The organism is Pseudomonadota bacterium, assembly GCA_039028935.1.
Lineage (GTDB): Bacteria > Pseudomonadota > Gammaproteobacteria > Steroidobacterales > SZUA-146 > SZUA-146.
Genome location: JBCCHD010000053.1, coordinates 1 through 20,144, shown reverse-complemented (window position 1 = coordinate 20,144; position 20,144 = coordinate 1). Strand labels below are relative to the sequence as shown.

General features: G+C 57.2%; 17 protein-coding genes. 11 read left to right on the top strand and 6 right to left on the bottom strand.

Going from position 1 to position 20,144, the window contains the following annotated elements; genetic code table 11:
- The first annotated feature begins 37 nt into the window (after window positions 1-37).
- The 3 genes from AAF465_16040 to acnA all read left to right on the top strand — a co-directional run bounded on the left by AAF465_16040 (window position 38) and on the right by acnA (window position 4,582).
- On the top strand, window positions 38-529 hold the full coding sequence (locus AAF465_16040; protein MEM7084241.1) for an NUDIX hydrolase: 492 nt from the start codon (window positions 38-40) through the stop codon (window positions 527-529).
- Window positions 530-664: 135 nt separating this feature from the next.
- Complete coding sequence (mnmA, locus tag AAF465_16035; protein MEM7084240.1) at window positions 665-1,744, top strand: tRNA 2-thiouridine(34) synthase MnmA; 1,080 nt, start codon at window positions 665-667, stop codon at window positions 1,742-1,744.
- Between the two features lie 177 nt (window positions 1,745-1,921).
- Window positions 1,922-4,582 carry an aconitate hydratase AcnA gene (gene acnA / locus AAF465_16030; GenBank protein ID MEM7084239.1) on the top strand — a complete coding sequence of 887 codons (2,661 nt, stop codon included), beginning with the start codon at window positions 1,922-1,924 and terminating at the stop codon, window positions 4,580-4,582.
- A gap of 75 nt (window positions 4,583-4,657) precedes the next feature.
- Here acnA and AAF465_16025 read toward each other — a convergent pair whose 3' ends face one another.
- Together AAF465_16025 and AAF465_16020 are read right to left on the bottom strand one after the other, a co-directional pair.
- Window positions 4,658-5,389, bottom strand: coding sequence for a SprT family zinc-dependent metalloprotease (locus tag AAF465_16025; GenBank protein MEM7084238.1), 732 nt, complete (start codon window positions 5,387-5,389; stop codon window positions 4,658-4,660).
- A 20-nt stretch (window positions 5,390-5,409) separates the two neighbouring features.
- The gene (locus AAF465_16020) at window positions 5,410-7,437 is read right to left on the bottom strand and encodes an NADPH-dependent 2,4-dienoyl-CoA reductase (protein MEM7084237.1); all 2,028 of its coding nucleotides are present in this window, start codon (window positions 7,435-7,437) and stop codon (window positions 5,410-5,412) included.
- A 113-nt stretch (window positions 7,438-7,550) separates the two neighbouring features.
- Between AAF465_16020 and AAF465_16015 the strand changes: the two genes are divergently transcribed.
- Window positions 7,551-8,357 carry a TatD family hydrolase gene (locus tag AAF465_16015; protein ID MEM7084236.1) on the top strand — a complete coding sequence of 269 codons (807 nt, stop codon included), beginning with the start codon at window positions 7,551-7,553 and terminating at the stop codon, window positions 8,355-8,357.
- Window positions 8,358-8,892: 535 nt separating this feature from the next.
- On the opposite strand, the gene AAF465_16010 is transcribed toward AAF465_16015, so the two are convergent.
- The 4 genes from AAF465_16010 to thrA all read right to left on the bottom strand — a co-directional run bounded on the left by AAF465_16010 (window position 8,893) and on the right by thrA (window position 14,396).
- Window positions 8,893-9,474: a nuclease-related domain-containing protein gene (locus tag AAF465_16010; GenBank protein ID MEM7084235.1), complete on the bottom strand. Its 582-nt coding sequence runs from the start codon at window positions 9,472-9,474 to the stop codon at window positions 8,893-8,895.
- Window positions 9,475-9,629: 155 nt separating this feature from the next.
- On the bottom strand, window positions 9,630-10,961 hold the full coding sequence (thrC, locus tag AAF465_16005; protein MEM7084234.1) for a threonine synthase: 1,332 nt from the start codon (window positions 10,959-10,961) through the stop codon (window positions 9,630-9,632).
- A complete protein-coding gene (locus AAF465_16000) occupies window positions 10,954-11,925 on the bottom strand; it encodes a homoserine kinase (GenBank protein ID MEM7084233.1) in 972 nt (323 codons plus the stop codon). The genes thrC and AAF465_16000 overlap by 8 nt, the downstream gene beginning before the upstream one ends.
- Window positions 11,922-14,396 carry a bifunctional aspartate kinase/homoserine dehydrogenase I gene (thrA, locus tag AAF465_15995; protein ID MEM7084232.1) on the bottom strand — a complete coding sequence of 825 codons (2,475 nt, stop codon included), beginning with the start codon at window positions 14,394-14,396 and terminating at the stop codon, window positions 11,922-11,924. The genes AAF465_16000 and thrA overlap by 4 nt, the downstream gene beginning before the upstream one ends.
- Before the next feature lie 219 nt (window positions 14,397-14,615).
- On the opposite strand from thrA, the gene AAF465_15990 reads away from it, so the two are divergent.
- The 7 genes from AAF465_15990 to AAF465_15960 all read left to right on the top strand — a co-directional run.
- On the top strand, window positions 14,616-14,918 hold the full coding sequence (locus tag AAF465_15990; GenBank protein MEM7084231.1) for a YerC/YecD family TrpR-related protein: 303 nt from the start codon (window positions 14,616-14,618) through the stop codon (window positions 14,916-14,918).
- Window positions 14,919-14,957: 39 nt separating this feature from the next.
- The gene (gene hisG / locus AAF465_15985; GenBank protein ID MEM7084230.1) at window positions 14,958-15,968 is read left to right on the top strand and encodes an ATP phosphoribosyltransferase; all 1,011 of its coding nucleotides are present in this window, start codon (window positions 14,958-14,960) and stop codon (window positions 15,966-15,968) included.
- Window positions 15,969-15,998: 30 nt separating this feature from the next.
- Complete coding sequence (gene hisD / locus AAF465_15980; protein MEM7084229.1) at window positions 15,999-17,333, top strand: histidinol dehydrogenase; 1,335 nt, start codon at window positions 15,999-16,001, stop codon at window positions 17,331-17,333.
- A complete protein-coding gene (hisC, locus tag AAF465_15975; protein MEM7084228.1) occupies window positions 17,330-18,382 on the top strand; it encodes a histidinol-phosphate transaminase in 1,053 nt (350 codons plus the stop codon). The genes hisD and hisC overlap by 4 nt, the downstream gene beginning before the upstream one ends.
- On the top strand, window positions 18,372-19,445 hold the full coding sequence (gene hisB / locus AAF465_15970; GenBank protein MEM7084227.1) for a bifunctional histidinol-phosphatase/imidazoleglycerol-phosphate dehydratase HisB: 1,074 nt from the start codon (window positions 18,372-18,374) through the stop codon (window positions 19,443-19,445). The genes hisC and hisB overlap by 11 nt, the downstream gene beginning before the upstream one ends.
- A 2-nt stretch (window positions 19,446-19,447) precedes the next feature.
- Window positions 19,448-20,056 (top strand): imidazole glycerol phosphate synthase subunit HisH, encoded by a 609-nt coding sequence (gene hisH, locus AAF465_15965; protein ID MEM7084226.1) that lies wholly within the window; start codon window positions 19,448-19,450, stop codon window positions 20,054-20,056.
- On the top strand, window positions 20,053-20,144 hold a 92-nt coding region (locus AAF465_15960; GenBank protein ID MEM7084225.1), incomplete at its 3' end, for a HisA/HisF-related TIM barrel protein. The genes hisH and AAF465_15960, both read left to right, overlap by 4 nt.

Here is a 20,144-nt window from a genome sequence, read left to right as displayed (position 1 = left end):
TCACAGTATTCTGTTAAGCCGAGGTTAGAATGACGTCATGTCCAAACCAACCGCGCCAAAAGTAACTGTCTCCGCTGTGGCTGAACGCAACGGTTCGTATCTGACCATCGAAGAGAGTATTCGCGGTCGACGCGTGCTCAATCAGCCGGCGGGCCATTTGGAGAACCACGAATCATTGACCGAAGCGGTCGCGCGCGAGTGCTTTGAAGAGTCTGGGTGGCAGTTTGAGCCCGAGTACGTGCTCGGCATCTACTGCTGGGAACACCCAACCAAACACTTCACCATTCTACGAATTGCCTTCGGCGGCCGTGCTCATTCCTATGAGCCCGGTGCGATTCTCGACGAGGGTATTGTGCGCGCGCTGTGGATGACGCCCGAGGAAATACTGGCTCAAACGTCGCGACTCCGTACACCGCTGGTGGCGCAGGCGCTGGTCGATCATGCCGCGGGGCATCGGTATCCGCTCGACTTGTTCTCATCGGTCGACCTTTCGGTCTTCGACGCACTTAGACACCACGCCACCGCATAAACGACCGACCACATCGATGCCGATCGGACGGCTGGCCACCTCAATGGCTCGCCGACACGTCACGTTGCGCTCATCAGTGGGTTGATGCGGCCGCAAGCTGTACAATAGCCAGCCGTCATTCAGACCGAGATCGGCATGGGTACCGCTACACAAAAAGTCATCGTTGGCATGTCCGGCGGCGTCGACTCATCGGTGAGTGCTGCGCTGTTGATCGAACAAGGCTATTCAGTCGAAGGTTTATTCATGGTCAACTGGCAGGAGGACGAAGAGGCCTACTGCACAGCCGCGGAGGACTTCCAAGATGCACGAGCGGTCTGCGCACATCTTGGCATTCCGCTACACCAGGCTGACTTCTCCGCCGAGTATCGTCAGCAGGTTTTCGCGTATTTTTTAGCGGAATACCGCGCTGGTCGCACACCTAATCCAGATGTGCTGTGCAATCGCGAGATCAAGTTCGGCGCTTTTTACGCCTACGCCAAGCGCTTGGGCGCCGATCTCATTGCCACCGGTCACTATGCCCGGGTCGATACCACCGGTGATCGTGTACGACTGCTCAAAGGCCTCGACGACAACAAAGACCAATCTTATTTTCTGCATCAGTCACCGGTCGACGCATTGTCTCGAACCCTCTTCCCACTCGGTGCGTTACCAAAAGAGGACGTGCGTGAGCGCGCATTCGAACTCGGGCTGCATAACCACCAGCGCAAAGACAGTACCGGCATCTGCTTCATCGGTGAGCGACCGTTCAAAGAATTCCTCGCTCGCTATATCCCAGCGCAACCCGGCCTCATCGTTACCGACGACGGTCACCCTGCGGGTGAGCATGACGGTCTCATGTATCACACACTCGGGCAGCGTCAGGGACTCAAGATTGGCGGGCTTAAGGGCTATCCAGACGGCGCGTGGTATGTCGTCGACAAGCACCTGGACACCAATACACTGATCATCGGCCAGGGCGCTCAGCATCCGCTTCTGCTGAGCGATTCGCTGCGTACTGGCCCCGTTACCTGGATTAATACGCCGACGTCCGCCACTCTCCACGCCAAGATTCGCTATCGACAACGCGATCAAGCCTGCCGTATTGTCCCGCATTCCGATGGCCTGGTGGTGATGTTCGACGAGGCACAACGAGCCGTCGCACCCGGGCAGTTCATCGTGTTCTATGAGGGTGACGAGTGTTTAGGTGGCGCCGTGATCGAACAGCGAGAAGCCTGAGTGCGGAGCATTCGCACGTGAAAGAGCGACGAGGTCGACGCGCAGACCTCGAGTGAGCGGCCACTCCCACCAACGCCATTATGAACGTGGCGGCACAATCCTTTACACTGTGCATTCTTCCACCCGCCACGAACAGCTGACCCTGATCGCGGCGCCGCTTGCGAGGGGACTGCAACAATGACCCACTATAAAGACCACGCTCGGGCAACGCTCACAGTTGGTGAGCAACACTATGAGATATTTCGACTCGATAGCCTGCCAGGTGTCGACCTGGGTCGGCTGCCCTATTCGCTCAAGATACTGCTCGAGAATCTGCTGCGCTTTGAAGACGGTGTAGACGTCACCCGCGACGACATCGACGCGCTGGTCAACTGGGACGCCGACGCCACGCCCTCGCAAGAAATTGCGTTCACGCCGAGCCGCGTCATTTTGCAAGATTTCACCGGCGTACCGGCGGTGGTTGATTTGGCCGCCATGCGCGATGCGGTTATCTCGTTAGGCGGCAACGCAAGCGACATCAACCCGTTGTCGCCTGTCGAGCTGGTCATCGATCACTCAGTGCAAGTTGACCAGCACGGCACGCCCAATGCGCTCGACGCCAACAACAAAATCGAGTTTTCACGAAACCGTGAGCGTTATTCGTTTTTGCGCTGGGGTCAGCAAGCATTTGAAAACTTCCGCGTTGTGCCCCCAAACACCGGAATCGTGCATCAAGTCAATCTCGAATATCTCAGCCGGGTGGTCTTTGACCAGGAAAACCACGGTGTGCGCCAGGCCTATCCTGACACCCTGGTCGGCACCGACTCACACACCACCATGATCAACGGTCTGGGCATTCTGGGCTGGGGCGTTGGCGGCATCGAGGCGGAAGCGGCCATGCTTGGGCAGGCGATTACGATGCTCATTCCACAAGTCGTTGGCGTAAAGCTTGTCGGTCGGCTTCCCGAGGGCGCGACAGCCACCGATCTTGTGCTCACCGTCACCGAAGCACTGCGCAACATTGGTGTGGTCGGCAAGTTCGTGGAGTTTTATGGCGACGGCGTCGCGCAACTGCCGCTGGCGGACCGCGCCACACTCGGCAACATGTCGCCCGAGTTTGGCAGCACATGCGCAATCTTCCCCATCGACGAAGAAACACTCGCTTATCTAACGCTTTCCGGGCGTGATGATGAACAAGTCGCGTTGATTGAGGCCTATGCGAAAACTCAACATTTATGGCGCAACGATGAGCGCGACGCCGACTACAGCACGTCATTGGAAATCGATCTGGCTACAATCGAGCCGTCGATCGCCGGGCCAAAACGCCCTCAGGATCGTATCCCGCTGCGCTCGGCGAAGTCGCGCTTTGACGAGCTAATGGCGCCGATCAAAGCACAACGCAGCGAGAATAAGCGCGGCACAGTCCGGGTTGCTGACCAGTACGAAATCGACGATGGCGCCATTCTCATCGCCGCCATTACCAGCTGTACCAATACGTCCAACCCAGCGGTTATGCTCGGCGCAGGACTGTTAGCACGTAATGCCGTTAAGCGCGGCTTGAAGAGTAAACCGTGGGTCAAAACCAGTCTTGCGCCGGGTTCGCGCGTGGTGACCAACTACCTGGTTGATGCTGGTGTTTACGACGATCTAGAAGCGCTGGGCTTTCACACCGTCGGCTATGGTTGCACCACCTGCATAGGCAATTCAGGACCGCTACCGCCTGACATCAGTGAGGCGATGAGCAACAGCGACGTCGTCGGCACCTCGGTGCTGTCGGGCAACCGAAACTTTGAAGGCCGCATCCATGCGCTTGTGCGAATGAACTTTCTAGCCAGCCCGCCGCTGGTTGTTGCCTACGCCATTGCCGGTAACATGAATGTCGATTTGTACAAGGACCCGTTAGGCCAGGACCGGGACGGCAAGGACGTCTATCTGAAAGATATCTGGCCTAGCCAAAAAGAAATTCAGGATACAATCCTAAAAACCGTGGATGCAGACGGCTTCCGCGAAGGGTATAGCGACGTCTTTAAGGGCGATGACAACTGGGCCGGCCTCAAGATCGACGAAGGTGAGATCTATCAATGGGACGATGTGTCAACGTATGTCAAAAACCCACCCTATTTTGTTGGCATGAGTAAATCCGTCCGCGCACCGGACGATATTCGAGGCGCCCGCGCGTTGGCGTTGCTCGGAGACACAGTGACCACCGATCACATTTCGCCGGCGGGCGCGATCGCAAAAGATGGACCTGCCGCCAAGTACCTGATGGCGCAAGGGGTCGAACCGAAAGACTTCAATTCCTTTGGCTCGCGGCGCGGTAATCACGAGGTCATGATGCGGGGAACCTTCGCCAATATTCGGTTACGCAATCAGTTAGCACCGGGCACCGAGGGCGGATGGACTACCCACATTCCAAGCGGTGAGGTGATGAGCATTTTTGATGCGTCGATGACCTACCAAGAACACCAAACGCCACTGGTCGTAATTGCCGGTGCGGAGTACGGCACAGGGTCCTCACGGGACTGGGCGGCGAAAGGCACACTCCTGTTAGGCGTCAAAGCAGTCATCGCCGTTAGTTACGAACGCATCCACCGGTCAAACTTAATCGGTATGGGCGTACTGCCGCTGCAATTCCAAGAAGGCGACAACGCCGACACGCTTGAATTGAGCGGCCACGAATCCTTTGATATCGAGGGCGTAGACGACGATCAGTCTGGCGTAGTAACCGTCACGGCTACCAACGACGGCGGCGAGCAAACCGTATTTAATGCGATCGTGCGCATCGACACACCGAAAGAACGTGAGTACTTTCGCCACGGCGGCATCCTACATTATGTGCTCAGACAATTGGCGTCCTAATGCCGCATGCCCGGCACAGTCTGATCGTCGTCTCGTGCTCGGTTAGGGCCGCTTGATCGGATCTCCATCGCGACGTCAATACTGCAAGAGCCACGCCGGCAGCAACGCCCGCGTATCATTGAGTCGCGTTTCTTTACGTCGATAGTCTGGGTCGTACGACTCCACCAGCGACCAGAATGCGCTGGAATGATTCATATGGCGCGTGTGGCATAGCTCATGCACGAACAGATAGCGCACCAGATCGGGTTCAAGCAGCATCAGATAATAGTTGATGCACAACGTGCCCGTCGACGAATAGCTACCCCAACGCGTTTTTTGACCACGCACCTGCGCGCGTTTAAAGGGCAATTGGAGTTCGTCCGACGTGTCGCGCAGCCACGGCACGAGCCAACGCTTGCCTTCATGCTGTAGCCATTTCTTGAGGACGTCTCGCCCCACCTCAAAATCTCGACGCGCCGGTCGAATACCTATGGCATTCTTTCCCATCACTCGCCACTGACGCGGGCCCGTGATCTGCTCATACTCTACGGAGACGGACTTGCCGATGGCCTTTAGTTCAATCGACTCGGGTAGCACGTCCAAAGGCGCGTCGGTCGATGCATCCAGCGCGGCTTGAGTCTCATCAATCCAGGCTCTGTGTTGATGCACGAATCGCTCGATGTCACCTGGTCGTGCGCGATGCGGCACCACGACCTCAACGCCTCGATGTGGAATCACATGAATCGTCATATTGCGCGCGCGTTTGCTATGGCGAACCATAAAAGGCGCTTTCGTTTTCAAGCTGTCGAGTAAATCAAGCTGATCCACGACGCACTGTCCCCGATGCATTAGAGCTTCAACGCCAGCTCCGTACCCTCACGTATGGCGCGCTTTGCGTCAAGTTCAGCCGCGAGCAGCGCGCCACCAATGACGTGCGGCGTCTGTCCACGAGCGATCAACGCATCCGCCAGTTCTCGACGTGGCTCCTGGCCGGCACATATCACGACATGATCGACGTCCAACACCATCGGTTTGTCGCCGACGCGAATATGAAGCCCGCGATCGTCAATCGCATCGTACTGCACTCCCCCCATCATGTGCACTTTTCGATGCCGCAAACTGAGCCGATGTATCCAGCCCGTCGTTTTACCCAAACCTTTGCCGGGTTTTCCAGGCTTGCGCTGCAGTAAGTACAGTTCGCGAGGCGATGCCGGCATGTCACGCTCGCGCTCCAGGCCGCCGCGTTCGGTGAGCGACGTATCCACACCCCACTCATCAAAAAACACCTCCGCATTCAGCGCCCCAGATTCCCCGTGTTGACTGAGAAATTCCGCGACATCGAAACCGATCCCTCCTGCCCCGATCAGCGCTGCGCTATTACCCACTTCGACACCTCCTGCCAGCACATCGTAATACGACACTACCTTGGCATGATCAATACCCGGCAGATTGAGCTCACGGGGTGTGACTCCGGTACACACGACGATTTCGTCGAAGTCCTCTGGACGCAATTGGTCGACCGCAACCTTGGTGTTGAGCTTAAGCGTCACACCATGAAGCTCCAGTTGCCGACCGAAATAACGCAACGTTTCGTAAAACTCCTCTTTGCCCGGAATTCGCTTGGCCAAATTGAATTGCCCGCCAATCTCAGACGCCTGGTCAAATAGCGTAACGTCATGCCCGCGCTCAGCCGCAACGCTTGCGCTTGCCAAACCCGCCGGACCGGCGCCAACCACGGCAATGCGTTTACGACGCGCGGTCGGCTCAAGTAGAAGCTCAGTCTCGCGGCAGGCAAACGGATTGACCAGGCACGTTGCCGACTCTTTTTCGAAGGCGTGATCCAAACAGGCCTGATTGCAGGCTATGCAGGTGTTGATTTCGTCAGCACGATCTTGCGCCGCTTTGCGCATAAATTCGGCATCGGCCAAAAAGGGCCTGGCCATTGATACCATGTCGGCATCACCACGCGCGAGCACCTCGTTGGCGACGTCGGGCATATTGATGCGGTTGGTCGTCACGAGTGGAATCGACACGTTACCCATGAGTTTTCGTGTTACCCAACTGAAACCGGCACGCGGCACCATGGTGGCGATCGTCGGGATACGTGCCTCGTGCCAACCGATACCCGTATTGATAATGGTCGCGCCCGCTGCCTCGATGGCTTGCGCGAGCTGCACGACCTCCTCCCAAGTATGCCCATCGTCAACCAAATCCAGCATCGACAATCGATAAATGATAATGAACCGCTCGCCGACCGCCGCGCGGGTTCGCCGAACGATCTCGACCGGCAGACGCATGCGGTTTTCAAACGAACCGCCCCACTCATCTGACCGTTTGTTTGTGCGGGTCACCAAAAATTGATTGATGAAGTAGCCCTCGGAACCCATCACTTCGACGCCGTCGTAGCCTGCACGTTTGGCCAGCTCAGCACACCGCACAAAATCATCGATCTGTTTGTACACACCTCGCGAGGAGAGTGCTTTGGGCTTGAATGGCGTAATCGGTGACTTGATGGGTGACGGCCCGACCGCAAACGGATGGTAACCGTATCGGCCGGTATGCAGAATCTGCATGCAAATCTTGCCATCCTCGGCATGGACAGCATCGGTGATCAATCGGTGGCGGCCCACCTCCCACGGACGACTGAGTTTACCGGCCATCGGCGACACCCAACCGGCTATATTCGGTGCGATACCGCCGGTGACGATCAACCCTACGCCACCACGCGCGCGCGCGGCAAAGTACGCCGCGAGTTTGGGATAATCTTTTTTGCGATCTTCGAGGCCCGTGTGCATGGACCCCATCAATGCCCGATTTTTTAACGTCGTAAAGCCAAGGTCTAGTGGCGCAAGCAGTGACGTATACGGTTGAGTCAAGATGGCTCCCGCGTTTGATTTAAGTGCCCAAGTCCGGATTCAGTAATCCGGGTCATCTCGGTTATAGTACACGACTTCAGTAGGTCCATTGCGCAGAGAGGGCGTATACAGACATGTCGACATCGGCTTCACTCATCGACATTGGGGCGAATCTTACACACGAGAGTTTTCGCAACGATCTACCCACCGTAATCCGTCAAGCTCGCGCGGTCGGCGTACTAAAAATGGTTGTGACCGGCGCTTCCTTCGAGGGCTCACAAGCCGCTACTGAGCTTGCCGAACACTACCCCGACACACTAACGGCGACGGCGGGCGTCCACCCGCATCACGCCAAAGAGTGGAACGACGAGCAAGCGCGACAGTTGCAGCATACCGCTCAACACCCGGCCGTGGTGGCGGCGGGTGAATGCGGGTTGGACTATTTCCGCAATTTTTCGACCCCCTCTGAGCAAGCCGTCGCCTTTGAGGCACAACTTGAAATGGCGGTTGAACTGGCACTTCCGGTGTTTCTACATCAACGCGATGCGATCGATCCGTTTTTGTTGATTCTCGATCGCTACCTGGATCGATTGCCGCGCGCCGTCGCGCATTGCTTCACCGATAACCGCTACGCGCTCGATGCCCTGCTCGAGCGCGACCTACACATTGGTATTACCGGCTGGATTTGCGATGAGCGCCGAGGGCACCACCTTCGAGACCTGGTGGGTTTGATTCCCTCCAATCGTTTGATGATCGAGACCGACGCGCCGTACTTACTGCCACGCGACTTGACACCCAAGCCCAAGTCCCGTCGCAATGAACCGAAATACCTACCGCACATTGCGCGCGTGGTGGCCGAGTGCGTCGACAAGCCTGCCGAGCAGCTCGCGGTCGAGACCAGCGCGACCGCGCGCGCGTTTTTTAATCTGTCGCCTAGCTGACCATGCCCGGCTCCGCGGTGGACAAACACCGGATCAGGCGCATCGTCACAAAGCGCCTACCTCCCATACCGCGCACTGCTGTGAGCAAACGCCCACCGCGAATTTCAGCAACCGAGTGGCCCCGTCGGTGGAATTGCACGCTCGCAACCGGTTTGCCCGTTCTCACCCCTGCTGTTTATGGGGATAGTGAGTGAACCGTTTGCAGGCGTGCCGTTTTTGGTGACGCGGGCACGGGGGCTAAGAACCAACTTGCATAGACCCTACGCGTTTTCGCTTATCGCCCATCACCACTGGCAAAGCGATAATCGCATGCGTCTCATAGGGGCTCATCGCTCATGCTCAGCGCGACGAGGTGCCGCAGACCGCTCGACGGCTCGCTCATAAGCTTCGCGCCAACTATCCACTATTACTTTATATTACAATTATTTATAGCTTTTATATAACGTAATTTATCGTCTAATACGGAACGCGAAAAGTCGGTTAGGTACGAACGACAGAGCACTATGGAGCGCTGAAACAACCGTCTTTCGACTCGCTAGACAGACGCCGGTGTCGCAATTTCTTGCATGCGATGCCAAGACGGATAAAACGCACTCAGTGTCGCTTTGCCCAAAGCGCTATGCCCGGCAAACTCTTCTTGAAGACGCGGGAGGCTGACAACGCAATCGGGCACGCCGGTCGCAAACTTCACATCGCCCAGCACCACGACTCGGCCCTGCACCGGCACATCCTGGAGCAACGATTGTACGGCAATGACGCGTTCTCGAAGGGGCCCCGCTGGATTGGCAAACGTGAAGCGCTGGCCACCTTGAATCACTGTCCACGCGTCCATGTTATCCCCGCCATACAAGCGGCCGTTTACATGTTTAATGTCTAACACCAACAGCCCCCGGGGTGTGAGCAGCAGGTAGTCGAGTTGAATTTCGCCATCTAGGCCGTCGGGCACAACGATGTCGCTCATGCATTCTTTGCTGTGCTTTTTGATGAGGCGTTTAAGTTGTTGCGAAGGATTGCTGCGTACGCGCCAACCGATCATGACGGCCGCAGCGAGCACGAGACCGGCGCCGACACCGACGTAAAATCCATTTGCTAACGTAATTGAAGAAAACCAGTCCATGTGCAGGGACTATGTCACAGCCCATCGTGTCTCACCAGCACCGCCATCAGCTCGCACCCAACGACATCTGAACATTCAATTTAGCTTTGAATTGAAGCTCACTGATATGTAGAAAGTTTTAAAAAATATAGGCCGAGCAGTGAGCCCAAAGTTGGTTATTTTTCACGCATCGGTGCGGCGTTGATCGAGTGATATTGCGATCTCAGCTCGTCAAGTTGCGCAGAAATCGCAGTCGACGAAGCCGGTAATTCCAAGATGTCCGCGAGCGATTTAGGCACGTCAACACGGCGGTGTATCAGCGGCTCAACGATGGTCTCGAACTTTGCTGGGTGCGCCGTCGCAACACCGATCCAGTGATCGCGATATCGATCCGCGTCCAGTTGATCGTACGCGTAAAACGCGGTCGCCGTGTGCGGACACCACACCTGATCAAAACGCTGCGCATCGTGCACGATCTGCTGCCGTATCTGCTCGTCGCTAACCGCAATAGCCGATACGTTGTCACGCACGACCTGCACTTCGCCAAACAAATGACGAAGACGTTCCATGTTGCTTGGATTACCAACGTCCATAGCCGAGGCCAGCGTGGCGACGCTCTGCCGTGGCTGCCAATCACCACTGCCCAGATAATCCGGGATTGTGCGATTCGCGTTAGTTGCCAACACGATGTCGCCAATCGGCAGCCCCGCACGCCGCGCCCACACGCACGCCAGAGCATTACCCAGATTACCGGTTGGCACGATAAAGTTCGGTCGACGACCCTCTTCACGCCATACGTTAAGACTGGCGTAGGCGTAATAACACATTTGAGGCAGCAGTCGCCCCAAGTTAATGCTGTTCGCCGACGAAAAGCGATGAGCGCGCATCAGCAACGCGTCTTGAAACACCGCCTTGACCAACGCCTGACAATCATCGAAACGACCGTCTACTCGGAACGCCCGAATATTGTCACCCCAGCACGTGAGCTGCTGCTCCTGCCGCGCCGACACACCACCAGCAGGATAAAACACATCGACATTGACGTTGCGGCGACCGTGAAACGCAGCGGCAACCGCGCCGCCGGTATCGCCGGAGGTGGCTACTAATATATTCAACGGCTGTTCAGCCTGCGCCTCAATTCGCTCCATACACGCGGCTAGAAAGCGCGCGCCAACATCTTTGAAGGCCGCCGTTGGGCCATGGAACAATTCCAGCACCGACAGCGACGACGAGTGGGACAACCGAACCAGTGGTGTCGCAAAACTAAACGCGTCCTGGCAAATACGCGCAATGTCTTCGGCGAGTACCGAACCGGCCACGAACGGCTCGACCAAAACAGCCGCAATGTCGGCTAACGACTCGCGCCCTTCAAACACCTCGAGCGACAACTCGGGAAACGCGACCGGCGCGTATAACCCACCGTCGCTTGCCAGTCCTTTGGCGATCGCCTGCGCCGCATCGAGAGTCTGCCTGTCACCGCGGGTGCTCACATAAAGCGCTTTACTCACCGAGCCATTCCTCGTGCGAGATCAACCGCGCGCCGCGCGCCGCCACCGGCGATGTGACCCATTGAAAACGGTCTTCATAAATGGACTCCACCGGCGCCCGAATCGCTGCGGTAACGCGCTTGAGATCACGCTCACGTAGCCACGCTACCATCGACGGACCACTGCCCGACAGGCTAAAGCCAAGCGCACCGGCCGAGAGCGCGGCGTGCTTAATTTCCTCAAAACCGGCCACCTGGTGACTGCGCTGATGCTCGATTAACACATCATCGAGCGCGCCATCGAGGCCATCGATGTTATTCGTATAACACGCGCACAGTACGCGACCGAGGTGGCTGCTCTGTGTTACCGCGTCTCGTAGGGCGACATGATCATCTAGCAAGGAGCGACCGGCTAACGTATCTAAGCGAATACGCGGACGCACCAAAACGCACATCAACCCATCCGGCGCAGGCACGCGATAACTGGACTGCGGCGAAGACGGTGGCACGAACACAATTCCACCCAATAAGGACGGCGCGACGTTGTCGCCATGCACACTGCCACTCGCCACCACCTCTCCGGCCAATGCATAGGGCAGCAGCGCGTCGACAGGAAGCGGCTTTTTCAATAACGCATTGGCAGCCATGACGGCGGCCACGGCCGACGCCGCCGAGCCACCCATACCGGAACCCAGTGCAATGCCCTTGTAAATATCCAGGATCACACCAAAACCCGCGCGCTGATCCTCGAGTAAGCGAATGACACCTGCCCCGGCCGTATTGTTTGCCGCCTCTTCGGGTAAGCGATCAGCACAGCCAAACACTTTTCCCATCACCACTGACTGCTGGGCGCCCACGTCGATTCGTGTGGCACGCACCTGATCACCCGGTGCATCCAATGCATGTCCGAGCACATCGAATCCGACGGCCATATTGCCGACTGAGGGCGGCGCCGCGGCGATGCGAACGTCGTTCGAGCGGGTCATACCGCCGCGCCAAGATACGCCGAAAGGCGCAATAGGTCGGCAAACACACCGGCGGCGGTAACGTCCGGCCCAGCGCCTGGACCCTGCACGATAAGTGGGTTGTCGCAGTACCGTTCGGTCTCAAACTGCACAATGTTATCGGTCAGACGGATATGGGCCAGTGCGTGATCCGCCGGCAATGCCCGTAGCGCAACACTCGCCTCGCCGGCTGCATCGAGTTGGGCGACATAGCGCAGCACGCAAGACTGGCGCTTCGCCTCATCAAAGCGCGCTTTCATGGTCGCGTCCATCTCACTCAGGCGCTGCATAAATTCTTCCGCCGTGGCCGCTCTCAAGGCGTCAGGGACCAGGTTTTCCACCTGAATATCGGTCACCTCGATTTCAAGCCCGATTTCTCTAGCCAGAATGGTGAGTTTGCGGGCCACATCCATGCCCGATAAGTCCTCGCGCGGATCGGGTTCTGTAAAGCCATTGTCGCGCGCTTCGAGCACAATATCGGAAAACGACTTGGTGCCATCGTAGACATTGAACAGATAGGCCAGCGTGCCGGATAAAATACCCTGCAACTTTAAAATGCGATCGCCGGTCTCTCGTAAATCTCGCACGGTTTGAATAATGGGTAACCCAGCGCCCACGGTTGTCTCATACAGAAACCGAGAATCCCCTTTTATTCGCTGCGCCTGCAATCGCGAGTAGTCCTTAAATTCGGCGCTGCACGCTTTTTTATTTGGCGTGACGACGTGTATCCCGGCTTCGAGCCAATCACCGTATCGCGCTGCAATTTGTTCGTCGGCGGTGCAATCGACGATGACCGAGTGCGGCATGTGATCCGCATTGATATGACCAATAAAGCGGTCGATATCGAGCGCTTCGCCGCGTTCATCGAAGGCTTCTTGCCAGTTGTTCAGATCGACGCGCGAGTCGGCTAACAGCATGCGAGTTGACCGCGCAAGTCCACGCACCCGCAGATCCAAGTTGAACTGAGAAGACAGTCGCCCCACCTGCGACGAAAGTTGCTCCAGTAGCGGTCGCCCAACCGTCCCGCAGCCAATCACCCCGATGGACAATGTCTGTGGCGACAAATAAAAGCTCGAGTGCACGGCTCGAACCGCGCGCGTGGCATCGTGCCGATCGATGACCGCCGATATATTGCGCTCCGACGAGCCTTGCGCAATAACACGCACATTGACACCAGCGTTACCGAGACTGCCAAAAACTTTGGCCGCAACGCCGGGCTGCCCGTGCATGCGATCCCCTACCACGGCGAGAATGCTCAGGTTGGGCGTGACCGTCACACGTTGAATCGTGCCGTTGTCGATATCGCACTGAAAAGTCGCCTCGACCACTTCACGTGCTTTGTCGGCAAATTGATCTTTCACCGCAAAGCAGATCGAATGCTCGGAGCTGCCTTGCGAGATCATCACGACCGATACATTGGCATCCGCCAACGCACCAAACAGCCGCTGGGCTGTACCGGGAACGCCGATCATGCCCGCGCCTTCCACATTGACCACCGCCATGCCGTCGATGCTGGTAATGCCTTTGACCGGCTCGCTAGCCGACGACTGCGAATCAATACGGGTTCCGGGTTTTTCAGGCGCGAACGTGTTGCGAATATAGATCGGCACATCGTGCGCCACGGCAGGTGCCATGGTTTGCGGGTGAAGCACTTTCGCGCCGAAGTACGCCAACTCCATGGCCTCGTTATAAGACAACTGCTTGATCACCTGCACTTCCGACACCGAGCGAGGGTCCGCCGTCATGACGCCGTCCACATCGGTCCAAATATGCACCTGGCTGGCTCTGAGTAAACACGCCATGATCGACGCAGAAAAATCACTCCCGTTACGCCCTAACGTGGTGGGCCGTCCGTCTGCGTCTTGCGCGATGTAGCCTGTCACGACGACGGTGCCGTCGAAGTCTTCGGCCAGAAGGTCCGCGAGCTTGTCCCGAGATTGTTGCCAGTCGACGACGGCACCCGACTCGGCGTCACTCACCACAACAAACCGTCGCGCATCCAGCCACCGTACATCGCGCTGCCCAAACGATTCGCGCAGAAGAGCGCACATGAGCTGCGCAGACCACAGTTCACCGAAGCCGGACGCCACGGCGCGCGAGTTGGCCAAAATGTCTCCCGCAACAAAGGCCGTGCCGGCCATGTTACTCACATGCTCAAACTCGCGATCAAAGGCATCCTGGTAGTCGACCGCTGCGGCTTCCGACAACACGTCGCGCGCGGCATCCAAATGGCGTATCCGCACGGCGTCCAACACCTGTTTATACGAGTCGTCCGCCGCGACCGCCAGATCGATCATACGCAACAGCTCGTCGGTCACACCGCCCATGGCCGATACGACCACACACTGTGGGCCATACAATCGATCCCCGAGAATCTCCGCCACACCTCGAAGCCGCTGTGCCGTAGCCAACGAGGTTCCGCCGAATTTATGGACAATGTATTCGTTGTTCATAGCGCCGTTCAAACCCATTTGAAGAAGCCGAATGTACGTTAAGCGGTGCAGCGCAGCAAGTCATGCATCACCGCGAAAATGGCGTTGTGCGGCTAGGTCATTCAGTTTCTGAAGAAAGGACTTGCACCGCCCTCTGAATTCTCGTATTGTGCCATTGTACTAACACGCTAATACACTATTACGTTAAAGCAAATTGCCGATCACACGGTGGAAAAACTGGTGAAATCACATCGAACACTGACGGTGCGTCAGGAAAAAGCGGCGGAGAACGAACTGTTTAAGGCCATTCTCTCGCTGGAGTCACCGCAAGAACTCCGAGCGTTCTTTGCTGATCTGTGCACGCCGTCCGAATTGGAGGCGATGACCGATCGGTGGAGTGTCGTCCTACCCCTTCATCAAGGCACGCCCTATCGGGAAATCAGTCAACAAACGGGCGTCAGCGTCACAACCATCGGACGCGTAGCACGAAGCCTAATGCACGGAGACGGCGGCTATAAGCTGGCTGTGGAGCGCGCGACATGAGTCGGTGCTACACAAAGCCGGCACACCGGGTCGATCGCCATGCGGCCGGCAACCCTCTTCGGTCTTACTAACCCCAATCCGATTACCCTACTTCTTCTTTATTTTTTTGGCGGCCCTTGGTCGCCGTTTGGAATCGTCATGAATGCCTTGGTTACCGACACACAGTCCCGCATAAAAATTGCCGTGCAAAAATCAGGGCGCCTAACGCCACGATCGCTCGACTTGCTAAACCGCATCGGCCTGGACTATGCGCGTAGTCCGGATCAGCTGTTGTGCGTGGGTCGCAACATGCCCGTCGACGCATTGCTGGTACGCGATGACGACATACCGCAACTCGTTCAAGAGGGCACCTGTTCGCTGGGCTTCGTGGGTCTCAATGTCGCGCGAGAAATGGCCCTAGGATGTGCCGAAAACGGCGTGGAACCGGGGTTTACGGTGATTCAAAAACTGGGATTTGGTCACTGTCGACTGGCGATCGCCCGCCCCGCCGATGTGCGTTGGACCGGTCCAGAGACGCTCCAGGGTCAGCGTATCGCCACCAGCTATCCCAATCTGACGCGTGCATACCTAAAACAACACGATGTTGACGCCACGGTTGTCTCGTTCTCAGGCTCTGTCGAAGTGGCACCACAACTTGGCAAAGCTGAGTTTATCTGCGACTTGGTTTCCACGGGTGCCACGCTTGCCGCCAACAATCTTATTGAGCAAGACGTCTTGCTCAACAGCGAGAGCGTCGTGATCCAAAGCACACACGCGATCAGCGGTCAGGCCCAATTGATCGACCGACTCAATCAGCGGATCGACGGCGTGATGCGGGTGAAGGAATCCAAATACATCATGCTGCACGCACCATCGAATGCGGTAGACGCCATCACACAGCTACTCCCCGGCAGCGAAGCGCCGACCGTGATGCCGCTGCAAGGGTGTGATGACAAAGTGGCGCTGCATGCCGTGTGTAGAGAGAACGTGTTCTGGGAAACCCTCGAATCACTCAAGGCGGCCGGCGCGAGCGCCATGCTTGTGCTCCCCGTAGAAAAGATGCTCGGTTGATGGGACTGGCCAGTCCTCGAAGAACATGTCATGACTATAGAAACTGCAAACCCACCCGTCGAATTCCTCACTGTGTCGCACTGGGCGGCACTTGACGAAGACGCGCGTGCCTCGCTACTCGCTCGGCCGCCCGTATCGCTCGCCGATGCCGCGCAGGTACAGGCCATCATCGACGACGTGCGACGCGACGGTGACCGTGCGCTTACGGCGTACACGGAGCGCTTTGATGGGATTAGGCGCGATCGGTTTAGGGTGCCCGAGGATTCCATTGCGCGTGCCCTTGATACGATTTCATCCGGTCTGCGCGCCGCGCTCGAAGCGGCCTACGCCAATATTGAGCGCTTCCATTCTGCGCAAGCCACCGCACCGATCGTGACACGGCAAGATGGCGTAGACTGCCAATTGGTGACCCGACCGATCGAGTCTGTAGGACTGTATGTGCCCGGCGGCACCGCACCGTTGCCATCGACCGTGCTGATGCTCGGTGTGCCCTCACGATTGGCGGGCTGTCCGACGCGAATTTTGTGCACACCCCCGCAAGAGAATGGCGAGGTCAACACTGTGGTACTGGCGGCCGCCGCCTTATGCGGCATCACGGATGTGTTCGGTGTTGGAGGCGCGCAGGCGATTGCGGCCATGGCGTACGGCACGCAGACGATTCCGAAAGCCGACAAGATATTCGGACCGGGCAATCCCTGGGTGACGCGCGCCAAGCAAGTGGTCGCGCAAGACCCCGATGGCAGCGGCTGCGATTTACCTGCCGGGCCATCCGAAGTCTTGGTTATCGCGGATGACACCGCATCGGCTGAGTTCGTCGCGGCTGATCTACTCGCACAAGCCGAGCACGGCATCGATTCACAAGTGCTGCTGGTCACAACCTCAGACCCATTTGCTCAGCGGGTTCGTCGCGCAGTGGCGCAACAACTCGATCGTTTACCACGGGCCGACATCGCCCGTGTCGCACTACAGAACAGCCGTTTCATCGTCGCGACATCTCGCGATGAAGCCTTCGCGATCAGTAATCGATATGCGCCGGAGCACTTGATCATCAATACGCTCACCCCACACGATGATCTGCAAGCGGTTACCAACGCCGGCAGCGTCTTCCTCGGTGAATGGACACCCGAATCGCTGGGTGATTACTGCAGCGGCACCAACCATGTGCTACCAACGCATGGGCACGCGCGCCATATTTCCGGGGTCGGCTTGACTGACTTTCAACGTCGCATTTCGGTTCAGCATGCGTCCAGACGCGGACTCCAGCAGATCGGCTGGATTGCCGAGACGTTGGCCACTGCCGAGGGATTGGATGCGCACGCGCGCGCCGTCAGCCTACGTCTCGCTGCGGATGAGCAGTTGCGATGAGCGCGCTGGATCTCGCCCGACAAGCATTACTCCACCGTCAAGGTTATACATCGGCCGTCGGGCGATTCGATATGACGCGTTTGCATGCCAACGAATTGCCCGAGCTGGACGATGACTGCCAATGGAATCGCTATCCGCCGCCTCGCCCGACCGAGCTGTGCGAGCGCATCGGCGAACAACTGGGGCTCCCGGCGTCATCCGTGCTCGTTACACGCGGCAGCAATGAGGGCATCGACCTTTTGTGTCGCGCGTTTTGCGAACCCGGCGAGCGCATCGTGACATGCTCACCGACCTTCGGTATGTACCGGGTGTGCGCCGAAGTTCAGGGAGCCTCGGAGATTGACGTGCCGCTCGATGTCGATTTTGATCTAGATGTCGACGCCATCGAACGCGCGGCTCAGCATCCGAGCGTGAAGCTTGTGTTTGTCTGCTCGCCAGCCAATCCAACCGGCAATCATGTATCCATCGAACGACTTCGCACGCTGTGTGATTCATTGGCGTCGCAGGCGGTCATCGTACTCGATCAGGCCTATATCGAGTTCAGCGACGACGGACGACTGACTGATCTACTGGCCTCATATGACAATCTGGTAGTACTGCGCACCTTTTCGAAGGCGTACGGCTTAGCAGGGCTTCGCTGCGGCGCCGTTCTGGCTAACACGCCGATTATTACCCTGCTGGACTCCCTGCTGGCCCCTTACTCGACGCCGATTCCGACGATCGAAGGCGTGCTAGAAGCGTTGAGCGAGCCTGGCCTAGTACGCGCTCAAGCGCGCTTGGCGGAAGTGCAACGACAGAAAAGACGTCTGCTTCGCTATCTACAGCAATGCCCGCTGGTCGAGTGTATCTATCCAAGCGATACCAATTTTTTGCTAATTAAAAGTCCCAAAGCGAATGCACTGTTCCAGCATGTCCATGACCGAGGCATTTTGATCCGTTCGTTTATGGCCCTACCCCGCCTCGAACAGTGTGTCCGCATTACCGTAGGCAATGAAGTGGAAACAACGCAACTGATCGCCGCAATTGAGGAGCTATGCTGTGACACCTAAACTGGTGGCCTTTGTCGATCGTGACGGCACCATCATCGAAGAGCCGGACGACTTTCAGATCGACGCATTGTCCAAACTCGCGCTTGTTGACGGCGTGATTCCAGCTTTACGCGCACTAATGCAGCTGGGCTATGAGTTGGTGCTAGTCAGCAACCAAGATGGCCTGGGCACCGACAGCTTTCCTCAAGAGAACTTCAAGGAGTGTCACGACTTTTTGCTTCGTCTTCTTGCTAGCCAGGGCGTCACCTTTGAGCAGGAGTTCATATGTCCACACTTTGAACATGAACACTGTGGGTGTCGAAAGCCGCGAACCGGACTACTCACCACCTATCTGATGGATAATCACATCGATCGCACCCGAAGCTGCGTGATTGGTGACCGGGCTACCGATCTCGAACTTGGCGGCGCGCTTGGTCTTCAGGCATTCAAGCTCGGCACCGATCCTGGCGACACATCGTGGCCGGACATCGTTGATGCGTTGCGTGGACAGCCCCGGACCGCGTCGATCGAACGCCGTACATATGAAACGGACATCTCGGTCTCGGTAAACCTCGATACCGGACGCGGCACAACCATACACACCGGCCTTGGCTTTTTCGATCACATGCTTGAGCAGCTCAGTAAGCACGGTGGATTTGCGCTCAATCTGGCGTGCGACGGTGATCTACATGTCGGTACACACCACACGATTGAAGACTGTGCGCTCGCGCTTGGCGAAGCGATGCGCCAAGCGCTGGGTAATAAGATGGGTATCCAACGGTATGGATTCACACTGCCGATGGACGATGCGCTCACCACCGTTGCGCTCGACTTGTCCGGACGGCCCTACTGCAAAATCGACATGGATCTGTCGCGCGAAATGGTCGGTGACATGCCAACCGAAATGGTTGGACACTTTTTTGGTTCATGGTGCCAAAGCATGGGCGCTAACTTGCACATTAAAACTACCGGCACCGACACCCACCATCAGGTTGAGTCCGCCTTCAAAGGGCTCGGCCGAAGCCTGAAACAGGCGTTTCAACGTGGTGACGATGGTCTGCCAACGACCAAAGGACTATTGTGAGCATGGCACCCCAATCCGGGTCGTTGGCAATTGTCAACAATGGCGGCGCAAACATGAATTCACTGCTCTACGCACTTGAACGACTCAATATCGAAGCCGTGCTCACGGCAGATGCCGACACGATTCGCAACGCCTCGCATGTCATACTCCCAGGCGTCGGTCACGCGCGCGACAGCATGCTGCGGCTGATGGAACACGATCTCGCCACCACTTTGCGCACACTCACTCAACCGGTACTTGGTATCTGCTTGGGCATGCAGCTGCTTTTCGAGCGCTCTGATGAAGGCAACACATCGTGCCTAGGGGTGGTCGCAGGCACCGTTGAGACACTTCCGGGCAGCGTCGAGCAGCCGTCACCGCACATGGGCTGGAATCAGATACACTTCAACCAGCCCCATCCGTTGTTTACGCGTATTGATAGTGGCACCTACTTTTATTTTGTGCATGGGTATACAGCCGAGGTAAATAGCCACACGCTCGCGCAGACACATTACGGTCGCGCGTTTGCATCCGTGGCGGGGCGCGATAATTTTATTGGCGTGCAGTTTCATCCGGAGCGATCGGGTGATGCAGGCGCTCAACTTCTCACCAATTTTCTGCAGATGACATGATTCTAATTCCCGCAATCGATCTATTGGATGGCCACTGTGTCCGGCTGTTTCAAGGTGATTTCGACCAGGTCACCTATTACGATGTTGC